General features: G+C 36.3%; 13 protein-coding genes. 5 read left to right on the top strand and 8 right to left on the bottom strand.

All coding sequences use genetic code 11. The annotated features are described in order from the left end of the window. The first annotated feature begins 108 nt into the window (after positions 1-108). The gene (gene rimO / locus AYT27_RS04325; RefSeq protein WP_011180736.1) at positions 109-1422 is read left to right on the top strand and encodes a 30S ribosomal protein S12 methylthiotransferase RimO; all 1314 of its coding nucleotides are present in this window, start codon (positions 109-111) and stop codon (positions 1420-1422) included. 95 nt (positions 1423-1517) lie between these two features. Here the strand turns inward: rimO and ttcA are convergent, their stop codons facing one another. The 4 genes from ttcA to AYT27_RS04305 all read right to left on the bottom strand — a co-directional run bounded on the left by ttcA (position 1518) and on the right by AYT27_RS04305 (position 5109). Next, positions 1518-2366, bottom strand: a complete 849-nt coding sequence (gene ttcA / locus AYT27_RS04320; protein WP_011180735.1) for a tRNA 2-thiocytidine(32) synthetase TtcA — start codon at positions 2364-2366, stop codon at positions 1518-1520. Between the two features lie 302 nt (positions 2367-2668). Further along, entirely contained in the window at positions 2669-3286 is a 618-nt protein-coding gene (rpsD, locus tag AYT27_RS04315) for a 30S ribosomal protein S4 (protein ID WP_011180734.1), read from the bottom strand. A gap of 181 nt (positions 3287-3467) precedes the next feature. Further along, positions 3468-4280: a glutamate racemase gene (gene murI, locus AYT27_RS04310; RefSeq protein ID WP_011180733.1), complete on the bottom strand. Its 813-nt coding sequence runs from the start codon at positions 4278-4280 to the stop codon at positions 3468-3470. Then, a complete protein-coding gene (locus AYT27_RS04305) occupies positions 4273-5109 on the bottom strand; it encodes an RNA methyltransferase (protein WP_011180732.1) in 837 nt (278 codons plus the stop codon). Before AYT27_RS04305 ends, murI begins: the two co-directional genes overlap by 8 nt. Positions 5110-5409: 300 nt before the next feature. Here AYT27_RS04305 and sfsA point away from each other — a divergent pair, with 300 nt between their 5' ends. From sfsA to radC, 3 genes are read left to right on the top strand one after another with little or no spacing between them, the layout of a single operon-like run. Continuing rightward, positions 5410-6117 (top strand): DNA/RNA nuclease SfsA, encoded by a 708-nt coding sequence (sfsA, locus tag AYT27_RS04300; protein ID WP_011180731.1) that lies wholly within the window; start codon positions 5410-5412, stop codon positions 6115-6117. Then, positions 6114-6944: a type I methionyl aminopeptidase gene (gene map, locus AYT27_RS04295; RefSeq protein ID WP_011180730.1), complete on the top strand. Its 831-nt coding sequence runs from the start codon at positions 6114-6116 to the stop codon at positions 6942-6944. Before sfsA ends, map begins: the two co-directional genes overlap by 4 nt. A gap of 17 nt (positions 6945-6961) precedes the next feature. After that, positions 6962-7756 carry a RadC family protein gene (gene radC / locus AYT27_RS04290; protein ID WP_011180729.1) on the top strand — a complete coding sequence of 265 codons (795 nt, stop codon included), beginning with the start codon at positions 6962-6964 and terminating at the stop codon, positions 7754-7756. A 44-nt stretch (positions 7757-7800) separates the two neighbouring features. Here radC and AYT27_RS04285 read toward each other — a convergent pair whose 3' ends face one another. From AYT27_RS04285 to AYT27_RS04265, 4 genes are all read right to left on the bottom strand, one after another. Beyond that, positions 7801-8013, bottom strand: coding sequence for a DUF3126 family protein (locus tag AYT27_RS04285; protein WP_034448130.1), 213 nt, complete (start codon positions 8011-8013; stop codon positions 7801-7803). 636 nt (positions 8014-8649) lie between these two features. Beyond that, entirely contained in the window at positions 8650-9423 is a 774-nt protein-coding gene (locus tag AYT27_RS04275; protein ID WP_011180727.1) for an alpha/beta fold hydrolase, read from the bottom strand. Next, a complete protein-coding gene (locus AYT27_RS04270) occupies positions 9395-9937 on the bottom strand; it encodes a DUF192 domain-containing protein (RefSeq protein WP_011180726.1) in 543 nt (180 codons plus the stop codon). The genes AYT27_RS04275 and AYT27_RS04270 overlap by 29 nt, the downstream gene beginning before the upstream one ends. 248 nt (positions 9938-10185) lie before the next feature. Beyond that, positions 10186-10761 (bottom strand): cold-shock protein, encoded by a 576-nt coding sequence (locus AYT27_RS04265; protein ID WP_011180725.1) that lies wholly within the window; start codon positions 10759-10761, stop codon positions 10186-10188. Between the two features lie 313 nt (positions 10762-11074). Here AYT27_RS04265 and AYT27_RS04260 point away from each other — a divergent pair, with 313 nt between their 5' ends. Beyond that, positions 11075-12208, top strand: a complete 1134-nt coding sequence (locus AYT27_RS04260) for an ABC transporter substrate-binding protein (protein WP_011180724.1) — start codon at positions 11075-11077, stop codon at positions 12206-12208. Positions 12209-12226 lie beyond the last annotated feature (18 nt).

Genomic DNA, 12226 nt, shown 5'->3' with positions numbered 1-12226 from the left:
TAAACGATGTTGCGTATGTAAAAAAATCAAGAGCATTTTTGTTTTTAATGAAATAAAAGTAGCATAAAATTCGATTGTTATAAATGTTACAAAGTTGCAGGAATTATCATGGCAGCACCTCGTATTAGTTTTGTTTCTCTTGGATGCCCCAAAGCACTTGTAGATTCTGAACGAATTATTACAAGCCTTCGATCCGAAGGGTATGAAATTTCGCGCAAACATCAAGGTGCTGATCTCGTTATTGTGAATACCTGTGGTTTTCTTGATTCTGCCCGAAATGAATCACTCGCCAATATTGATGAAGCCCTTAAAAAAAATGGAAAAGTTATTGTAACTGGGTGTCTTGGTGCTGATCCTGATGTTATTCGCCAAGTATATCCTAATGTATTGGCCATTACAGGACCACAAGCCTATGAAAGTGTTATACAAGCAGTTCATACGGCAATTCCTCCAGTTCATGATCCTTTTATAGATTTAGTTCCCCCTCAAGGGATTCGCTTAACACCTCGCCATTATGCTTATTTAAAGATTTCTGAAGGATGCTCTAATCGGTGTAGCTTTTGTATTATCCCTACTCTGCGCGGTAATCTTATGTCACGTCCTATCAGTGATGTTCTTCGTGAAGCTGAAAAACTTGTACAAGCAGGGGTAAAAGAGCTTTTGGTTATTTCACAAGATACAAGTGCTTACGGCATTGATCTTAAATATCTAGAAACGCCTTGGAAAGATCGCACAGTAAAAACGAAGTTTTTCGATCTTTGTCGCGAATTAGGCAATATGGGCATTTGGATACGCATGCACTATGTCTATCCTTATCCCCATGTCGATGACGTTATTGAATTTATGGCGGAAAAGAAAATTCTCCCTTATCTGGATATCCCTTTTCAGCATGCATCACCAACTGTTTTGCGCAACATGAAACGCCCTGCTCTTGTAAAAAAAATAAATCGTAGAATTGAAAAATGGCGAATAATTTGTCCAGATCTCACTTTGCGATCCACATTTATTGTTGGCTTTCCAGGTGAAACTCATGAAGATTTTAACATACTTCTTGAATGGTTAGACGAAGTAAAAATTGAACGCGCTGGCTGCTTTAAATATGAAGCAGTAAAAGGTGCTGTTGCAAATGATTTGGGATTAGAAAGTATTCCTGAAGAAGTGAAGGAAAACCGCTGGCATCGCTTTATGGCAAAACAACAAAAAATTTCTACTCATCTTTTAAAGAAAAAAGTTGGAAAAAGACTTCAAGTTCTTATCGATGAAAGTCAAGGCAAAATAGCTAAAGGTCGTAGTCAATATGATGCTCCAGAAATAGACGGCGTTGTGCATATATCGTCACGACGCCCTTTACGTGTTGGTGAATTTGTCACTGTTAAAATCGAACGATCAGATGCTTATGATCTCTATGGTATCGCAATTTGAAATTATCAATTTATGAAGATCGCGGTCAATATGATGAAAATAAACATTATTGCGTATATATCGTCACGACTGTCGTTTACATGAATATTTAATCTTTAGAATAAATTTTTAAAATCAAAAAATTTTTTATCAAGCAAATGGCTTGGACGGACATTTGTTAAAGCACGAATCATAGTGTCTTTACGACCCGGCATTTTTCTTTCAATATCTTTTAGCATTTCCTTCATTGCATTACGTTGTAAACCATCCTGGCTACCGCAAAGATTACAAGGAATAATAGGAAATTGCATTGCTTGAGAAAATTTTTCCATATCTTCCTCGGCAGCATAAACAAGAGGGCGCAAAACGAAAAGATCTCCTTCGTCGTTTATAAGCTTTCCTGGCATAGCTGCTAATCGACCACCATGAAACAAATTCATAAAAAATGTTTCTAAAACATCATCACGGTGATGCCCCAGAACTAATGCTGAACACCCCTCTTCACGTGCAATACGATATAAATTGCCACGTCGTAATCGAGAACAAAGAGAACAATATGTTTGCGTATGTACCAATTTATCTGTAACAATTGAGTAAGTATCCTGATATTCAATGCGATGTGGAATTTGATAAGAATTTAAAAAATCTGGAAGAATATGTTTTGGGAATCCTGGTTGTCCTTGATCAAGATTACAGGCCAAAATTTCAACAGGTAAAAGACCACGCCACTTTAAATCTAGAAGAAGTGCTAGTAAACCGTAAGAGTCCTTTCCGCCTGATAAAGCAACAAGCCACTTTTTCCCCGAGGAAAGCATAGAAAAATCATCAAATGCTTGCCTTATATGACGCAAAAGCCGTTTGCGTAATTTATTAAACTCTACAGTTGAAGGAGCAATCCGAAATATTGGATGGCAATCATCAGCTTCCCTAGCCAAAGACTCAGTTCTCTCTAAATTCTCTTCCATTTCCTGATATTCAACTGAAACATTATCGATAATACCATATTTTGCACAATAAGCGGTTTATTACACGAGAGTGACAGAGACAATAACAGATGTAAGGTAGCTTAAACTTATGCGTATTTGAGCTATAAGATGAGATATGCAAAAAAAGAAATGAGACTATACAAGTTTATTGCTATAAGAATAACAATAAACTTGATATAATACTACTCACAAAAACCACTCATCCACTTTAAAGCTTATAAAGCAACATAATATTTTTGAGCATGTAAAAAACAAAGAGAGCAATACTCCAGAGTAAACATTTATCGAGAATAAAACTCAACAACCAAATTGGGTTCCATTTGCACAGCATAAGGAACATCTGCAAAAGCAGGAATACGCGTAAATGTTGCTTTCATCTGATTATGATCAGCTTCAATATATTCAGGCACGTCACGTTCTACCAATTGAACAGATTCCAAAACCAAAACAAGCTGTTTTGATTTTTCACGAATCTCAATAACATCACCTGGTTTACAACGATATGATTGAATATTTGTACGCCGCCCATTCACATTGACATGACCATGATTGATAAATTGGCGAGAAGCAAAAATTGTCGGTACAAATTTTGCACGGTAGATGACGGCATCCAAACGCGATTCCAAAAGGCCGATAAGATTTTCACCCGTATCACCACGTCGACGAGCAGCTTCTTCATAAGTTTTACGGAATTGCTTTTCTGAAATGTCACCATAAAACCCTTTTAATTTCTGCTTAGCGCGTAATTGCACACCATAATCAGAAAGTTTACCTTTACGGCGTTGTCCATGCTGACCTGGACCATAGTCACGACGATTAACAGGAGATTTAGGACGACCCCAAATATTTTCTCCCATACGGCGGTCAATTTTATATTTCGTTGTTTCGCGTTTACTCATCGCATTTCCTTTAAATAAAACACAAGATCTCACGGTGAAATCTCAAGGAAACGCGCCCTCCTCTGCCTTAAAAAATAAAGACTGACAGAATATCTTAACACATAATATGCAAAGTTACCCACGGGACACGTCAATTAATGCCATTTTCTTAAAAGAAAAAGCTGAAATGACTGTATTGATCTCATACCTTAAAGTCAACTCCTTTTGTGATATTTAAGCTAAACTCTTTTAACAAACGCTTCGTTGAGGAAGTTATATTTTGCGATGTAAATAATGCAAAATCTTCATACTTCTTTACAGTTTGGTGATGTATTCTTTGCGGTAATAATGATCTTGTGCGTTTGGCTATAGCCTTTGAAGGGTCAATCCATTGGACGTGCCATAAGGCTTGTTCACGAAAGAAGTGAAGCAAAAAAGGATAATGTGTACATGCTAACACAATAATATCAGTGTGTTTGCCATTTTTCTTAACAAAGCATGGAAGGATTTCATTACGCAATTCTTCCAAATCAACAGATTGTCCACGCAAATAATTTTCAGCAAATCCAGCAAGTTTTTCACTTCCAACAAGCTGAACATGGCACTGACCTGCAAAGGAATTGATTAATTCATGTGTATATGTACGTTTAACAGTTCCAGGAGTAGCTAACACTGAAATAAAACCAGATTTCGTTTGTTCAGCTGCTAATTTAATTGCAGGAACCGTTCCTACAAAAAGAATATGGGGAAATCTCTCTCGTAAATCTGCTATCATCAGTGTAGAAACAGTATTGCAAGCGATTACACATAAAGCGGGATTATAAACTGTTAAAAGATTTGTAAAAATCTTTAAAATACGGTTTTTTAGAACATTTTCTTCCCAATTTCCATAAGGAAACCCAACATCATCAGCAACATAAATAAATTGCTTTTCAGGAATAAGAGAGCGCACTTCCCTCAACACTGTTAAACCACCAATGCCACTATCAAAAAAAAGAACAGGTCTTTCATCCATCAGTTTTCACACTTGTTTTTAATTTTTTACGATCACGATCTGCAGGAGCACCGCTTCCTCGCGGAAATTTAGGCGAAAAATGATCTAGTGAAGATATAATTCCCCGTAGAAAACGCACCTCAGATTCGCTAAAATTAGCACGCGTAAAAACAGAGCGCAGATTCGCAAGCATCACCTCTTTGCGTTCTCGGGGTCTAAAATATCCACGAATATCTAAAGCATCTTCTAACTGAGATAAAAAACCATGAAACGTTGCTTTATTCGCTGGTTCCATTTGTACTGCACGAAAAGCCGTATCGTTTGCATCTTCTAAACCTGATTTCATCCATTCATAAGACATAAGCAAAACCGCTTGTGCAATATTAAGTGAAGCAAAAGCAGGGTTCACTGGAAAAGTGATAATTTCATCAACAAGACTAATCTCATCATTTTCTAATCCCCACCGTTCTCTTCCAAAGACAATGCCTGTCCTCTGCTTAATATTCTCACGCTGACGTAATATAATCGCTGCTTCAACAGCACTTTTTACCGTTTTAAAACCACATCTTTCACGTGCTGTTGTGGCAAAAACGTAGTGCAAATCTGCGATCGCATCACGTAATGTATCAAAAATTACTGCATCGTTAATAACATGATCTGCTTTACTTGCTGCAGCTCTGGCTTTTTCATTTGGAAATTCTTCTCGAGGTTTGACTAACCGAAGCTTAGAGAGTCCAAAATTTGCCATCGCTCTTGCTACCATACCAATATTTTCAGGCAGCTGCGGCTCGACTAAAATAATAATTGGCCCATTTGTTAAATTTTTACGATTCTTATTGGTTCCAGCCATTATAATTATGGTCCTATCGCTGATTTTTTTAAACGCAACCTTCTTAAAATAACATATTCCATGAAATAATCTTTTAAAGAACAAATTATAGTCAATATTATCTTTTCACTCAAAAATTGCGAATTTAAAGAAATTAATAATAAATTGTAAAAGCAAAGAGTAAATTTTGCTTCTTGTAGCAGTTGAAATAAGTGTTTTCGCAACACTTTTGCACCAATATTGCTTTATTTAAACATGTTATAATAGTTACACTGATTATTTGAGTTGAATTATAAAATTATGCCTTTTAAGTTAAGGAATATGTTCTTTATTCATAAACTTTTTCCCGCAAAGCTTATTCGTCGTTATAAACGTTTTCTTGCTGATGTTAAACGTGAAGATCAACACATCTTCACCGTATCGGTTCCCAATACAGGATCGATGCTTGGATTAACAACTCCAAATTCTAATATTTGGCTTTCATATCACAATAATCCCAAACGAAGATACGCATATCAATTAGAGATTGTCGAAGCAAATAATACCTTAGTTGGAATCAATACAACTTTACCCAACAAACTTGCATTAGAAGCAATTCAAAATAATTTACTACCAGAATTAAACGGATACAAAACAATCTTGAAAGAACAACGTTATGGTATTCAATCACGAATTGACTTTCTTTTACGTGATGACATCCTACCTGACTGTTATCTAGAAATTAAAAATGTTCATTTTATTCGCCAAAAAGGACTAGCAGAATTTCCTGATACTGAGACAAAACGTGGCACACGTCATCTTGAAGAGCTTATAAAAATCGTGCAACAAGGAAAACGAGCTGTTATGCTTTATATAATTCAACGGGAAGATTGTTCAGCTTTTACAATCTGCCGTGATCTTGATCCAACCTATGGACGTAAATTTGATTTAGCATTAGAATCAGGGGTAGAATTTTATGCTATAAAATGTCAAGTAAGTGTAGAAGGTATTTTCCCAATTCAGCAAGTGAAAATAGAAAACAGAAAATGACTGATTATATTGAATATTATAAAATACCCTTGAAATTTAACGGACAAATCCGCATTTTTGATGATTACGCTTTTGATAAAATGCGGAAAGTTGGTCGTATTGCTGCGGAATGTCTCGATGCACTTACGGATATTATTAAACCTGGTATTACTACGCAAGAAATTGATGATTTTGTGTTTACTTTTGGTGCTGAGCGAGGAGCACTCCCTGCTGATCTGAATTATCATGGATATGGGCACTCATGCTGTACATCCATCAATCACGTTGTTTGTCATGGTATCCCCAATAAGAGACCCTTGCAAGAAGGCGATATTGTCAATGTTGATGTAACCTTTATTCTGGATGGCTGGCATGGTGATTCAAGCCGCATGTATCCTGTTGGAAAAATCAGACGTGCTGCAGAACGCTTGCTAAAGATAACCTATGAAAGCCTTATGAGAGGAATTGCCGCAGTCAAACCCGGAGCAACCACAGGTGATATTGGTGCAGCAATTCAGCGCTATGCGGAATCTGAACGGTGCTCAATTGTGAGAGACTTTTGTGGACATGGAATCGGTCAGCTTTTTCATGATGCTCCGAATATTCTGCATTATGGAAACCCTGGAGAAGGAATAGAACTCAAACAAGGTATGATGTTTACAATTGAACCGATGATTAATCTTGGTAAACCACAAGTTAAGATTTTATCTGATGGCTGGACTGCCGTTACACGTGATAGATCTCTTACTGCACAGTATGAACATACAATTGGTGTAACAAACGAAGGTTGCGAAATATTTACGCAATCTCCTAAAAATATTTTTTATATTTCAAATTCATATGTCTAAATAAATGTAGAAATGTCATGGCTAAAAAGTTAAGTAAAAAGGGAGATATTCAAAGAGATCATTTTGCATTAATCTCAAGTTTCCCACTTAATCAAACACCAGAAACAAAAAGTGAAAAACTTCAGAAAAATTTACTGCTTCATAAGTATTACCAGGGACATCGTGAACGTCTGCGTAGACGTTATTTAAAGTCAAAAGGAAATGCAATTGAAGATTATGAATATCTTGAATTATTGCTTTTTCGCACGATACCCAGAGCAAATACAAAACCAATAGCTAAGAGCTTAATAGCACATTTTGGCTCATTAGCCGATGTGTTGGGTGCTGATATTCATAGACTTCAAGAAGTCCAAGGGTGTGGTCCGGCAACTGCACTCGATTTAAAAATTATTTCAGATGTTGCAGGACGTCTTGCCCGTGCGCAATTATTTAAACGCGATATTTTTTCATCATGGGATCAAGTATTAGCTTATTGTAAAGCTGTCATGGCACACGAAACACGAGAACAATTTCGTGTGTTGTTTCTTGATAAGAAAAATGGTTTGCTTGCTGATGAAGTGCAACAAACTGGAACAATCGACCATACCCCTGTTTATCCTCGTGAAGTAATTTCTCGAGCTTTGCAATTGTCTGCATCGGGACTTATTTTGGTTCACAACCACCCTTCTGGCGATGCAACACCTTCTAAAGCAGATGTAACAATGACTTATAGATTAAAAGATGCGGCAAATGCATTAGGAATTACTGTTCATGACCACCTTATTATAGCACGAAATAATTACACAAGCTTTAAAGAATTAAAGTTCATATGAACCTCTTTGGATAAAGAAAAATTCATAAAATTAATGGTAACAAATCAATTTTCTAAATCAATATCTAATATGGCCATCGAGAAATTATAGGATAATTCATTCTCCTCTTCATCTCGATAGATAACACCTAAAAATTCATCCCCGATATAAACTTCACAAGAATCACCCTTTTTAGGCCGAGCTCTCACCTGTAATGCTGAATTTTGGAATGTGTTTTTTAAATAATTATCAAGTTTTTTTATTTCATCAGCATTCACTATGCTCTCCTGTCTTTCTAAATGATTCATTTAATTCTTTATAAGCAAATAAGATACTCCTAAGATTCTATAAAGATGGTAAAAAATCCTAGTCTTGATCTTTGGTTTGACCTATATTCAAAACACCATTATTTTTAACTTTTGCTTAATATCCTTTATTAAAAGGGTTTATCATTGTTAAATATACTCGTATAGATTACAAAAGTAAAAAAATAGGTAGAGAAAAGCGTAAATTTTTAATAGTTTTTACTTTATCCTCAATTTCAGTATCTGCGTTTACAAACATATTGGGGCAAAACATCGATCAACTAGTGTAATTTTTTCCCTTTTTACACAAAACAGAGCTTCATTAAACAAAAGCATTCTCTTTTTTTACAACTATTTTGTTTACCACAAAATCTTGTTGTATAATTAAAGAATAATTTTCTTTAACTACTTTCAGTAACGTACTCAATTTAATATATAAAAAAGAAATCATTCTTATAATAAATGATTTTTCAGAATTTTTATTGCTATTCTCTTTACCATTGCATAAAAACCTTCCCCCACAATAGCTAGATATTCTAAAATCTGTTGTTACCTTAAAGAGAGCATGCGAATAAATGATGTTGTAGGCTTTTAAACAGTGAATGATTCTCATACGATAGGATAACGAGAAAGAAAATCGATAACGCCTCTTTTATAGATCTTATCTCCCACAGCAAGCATATGATCTCGTCCAGGAATTTGCAATACTTCCCCAAGTGGCAACAAGGCTGCTAATGGCTCTGCTTCACCGCCAATTTCGTCTAATGAACCAACAGCGACAAGTGCAGGTTGCTTAATTTTGTAAACTTCAGCTGCTGTTAACTCTTGTTTTGATGTGATAATACAAGCAGCAAGAGCACGTCTATCACTTTTCGTTTGGTCTGCAAATTTACGAAACATTAAACCGCGTGGATTGGTAATAGTAGAAATGTCTTCTGCTAAAAGGGCCTCAGCAACAGGTTCCCAATTCCCTGCTCCTGTTACCATACCAATGCCTAAACCACCAAAAATGACACTGTGTACATATGTTGGATACAAAAGAGCCATAAATGCGCTAATTCTAGCCCCCATAGAATATCCCATGACATGCGCTTTAGATAATTCTAAATGCTGCAACAATCGCATCGCATCGCTAGCCATAGCTTGAGGTGTATAAAAAGAAGGATCGTAACTTTTAACAGAATCTCCATGTCCGCGGTTATCAAGAGCAATAACACGATATCCTGCTTCAGTAAGGGTACGAAACCAACCCGTTGCATACCAATTCACACGTGCAGAAGACCCAAAACCATGAACCAACAAAATAGGTGTACCCTGCCCTTCTTCTCTATAAGAAAAGCGCAAACCATCATATTCAAAAAAACGAATATTCTCCGCTATCATTTTTATCACCGTCACATTTGCCACAAATAGCGGGATGAATAACACGTTGTCCCTTTTTTATTTGTTTTTCAGAAACTTCACCAGCATTAACTTCAAGTGCAAAAGTTGCAGGCACTCCCGATGAAATAATATCTGTTGAAAATGGAGAAGTTCTTTCGACAATTGATACGATAATCCCTTCAGCGTTTAAGAAAATCATATCTAAGGGTAAAGGTGTATTTGCCATCCACATAAAAAGCTGTTGCTTATCCTTTAACTCCCTACTTCCATGTTGTCTAAAGAGCATTGCACGATCACGTGGAAAATCAGTGCGATACATTAAACCAGCTACCCCCTGGGACTGCGTAAAAGCAATCTCTACCTTGTAAGAAATTGTCCCTTGCTTTGTTTGTATCTCTAAAGGAATCGGATCAACTGGGAGTTCCAACGGCTTCTTAGCTATAGCTGAACTTATTGCTAATATAAAAGATACTGCCAACAGAACAGTACGTCCTCTTTTAAAAAAAATTAACATTTTTATCTTTTCACTCAAACAAATCTCTCGCTTTTTCATATAAAATAAAAAGCATCAGAATTAAAAAAATAAAAGAAAAATAAGACATTTACCTTCTTATCGCTCTCAATAAGCTATGAACAACCAGCTTCTTTTGATTGACAGTTTCATGAATATGTCTTCTCTCACACATATTCGTTTTAGAGCTATTTGCACTCACATACTACTGTCCTCTTAAAAAAGAGAGTATGTGGCTTCACTAGTGAAACTCAATGTGTAGCAAACGGAATATTTATATCTGGATAAATTTCTGCTGTCATCAAGCCTTTTTCCCCTTTACCAAAACGTACAAGAACAACTTGACCAGAACGAAGCTCTGCTAAACCGAAACGACGCAATGTTTCCATATGAACAAAAATATCTTCTGTTCCCTGTCCACGACTCAGAAAACCAAACCCCTTATCACGATTAAACCACTTAACAATTGCGCGCTCTAAACCACTTTCTGGAGTAACAACGACATGCGTTCGGGCTGGAGATTCTGCTGGGTGAATCGCTGATGAACAATCTATAGATTTTATCTGAACGCACTTCAATCCTCGTTCAGTTTTTTCTACCGCACAAACAACTTTAGCACCCTCCAAAACTGTTTGAAAGCCATCCCTGCGCATCACTGTAACGTGCAGTAATATATCGGGACAATTAGGTAAATCAGGCACAATAAATCCATACCCTTTACTCCCATCAAACCACTTAATGACACCACTGATCTCAATAATCTCACCACAAGCACCTATACTGTCTTTAGATAGGGAATAATCCTTTAATGCATCCTTACTCGCCATAATAAAACGTGATCCTGTAGGTATAAATTGCATGACATTGATTCTTTATGTTAAGTAAACATTGCGATTGTATCAACACGCAAGCCCCAAGATAAGATTTCCCCATATTGTCGTATTTTCTATGTTAACATCAACCCATAAATCCAAAAAATGTTTGATCATATGCTTAACGTATCTTAAGAGACATCTTTCACGAAAGAGAGATCATACAAAAGATTTTTCAAACAATGGTATTTTCATTAATGTGTAACTTGCATGATGAAAAAGTTCACGATAAAGTGTAAAAACTACAACTAATTAAGGAAGTTGCCCAATGCAATTGAGGAAAATTCTTGCTATAGTCACCGCTGTCATGACACTTACAGTAAATGTTTATGCGAATGAGCCCATTAAAATTGGTGTTTACCTTCCGTTAAGTGGTCAAAATGCATTTGGAGGCCAGCTTGAAATTAGAGGTATAGAATTGGCACATAAAAAAATCCCAGAAATATTGGGACGTAAGGTAGAACTTATTGTTGTTGATAATAAATCTGATAAAGTAGAAGCTGCCAATGCTGTTATGCGCTTAACCGCAAGTGATAAAGTAAATGGAATCATCGGGAGTTATGGCTCTTCACTCTCATTGGCTGGTGGAGAAATATCTGAAAAAGCGAAAACGCCAACTATTGCAACTTCCTCAACAAGTCCGCTTGTTACACAAGGCAAGAAATATTACTTTCGCGCTTGCTTCGTTGATTCTTACCAAGGTATAGGAGTTGCAACTTACGCAATTCAAACTTTACATGCAAAAAAAGCTGCTATACTCAAAGATATATCAAATGATTACGCCATTGGTCTTGCCAGTTATTTTGCGCGCTCTTTTAAAAAACTAGGTGGTGAGATTATCTCAAATTTAAACTATAATTCTGGAGATCAGGACTTTTCAGCTGTTCTCACACAGATTATAGCACAAAATCCCGATATCTTATTTATTCCGTCCTATTTTTCTGAAGGTGCCATCATCATGAAACAAGCGCGTGAATTAGGTGCAAAGTTCCGAATTATGGGCGGAGATGCCATGGATAATCCAGAAACCATTACAATTGCAGGAAAGGCTGCAGAAGGCTTTTTACATACAACACTCCCTTACAGCGAGGATATGCCAAATATGTCAGAAGCTGCAAAAGAATTCACAAAAGAATGGAAAGCAGCTTATCCTGACAAAGAACCCAATATCAATTCTGTTTTGGGATACACAAGTTATATGATGTTTATGAAAGCTATTGAAAATGCTGGCAGTGCCGATCGTGAAAAAATTACTATAGAACTTAGCAAATTAAAAGACTTTCAAACACCCTTTGGGGATATGTCTATGGATGAAAACCATAATCCTACGATTCCTATCGGTGTTATTGAAATAAAGGATGGAAAACGTATCTATTTAGATGAAGTCAAACCTGCTTTTTAAAAAAATAGAAAGTCTTAC

It is taken from the genome of Bartonella henselae str. Houston-1 (genome assembly GCF_000046705.1).
In the GTDB taxonomy this organism is placed as follows: domain Bacteria; phylum Pseudomonadota; class Alphaproteobacteria; order Rhizobiales; family Rhizobiaceae; genus Bartonella; species Bartonella henselae.
This window is presented reverse-complemented; position numbering and strand designations above follow the sequence as displayed.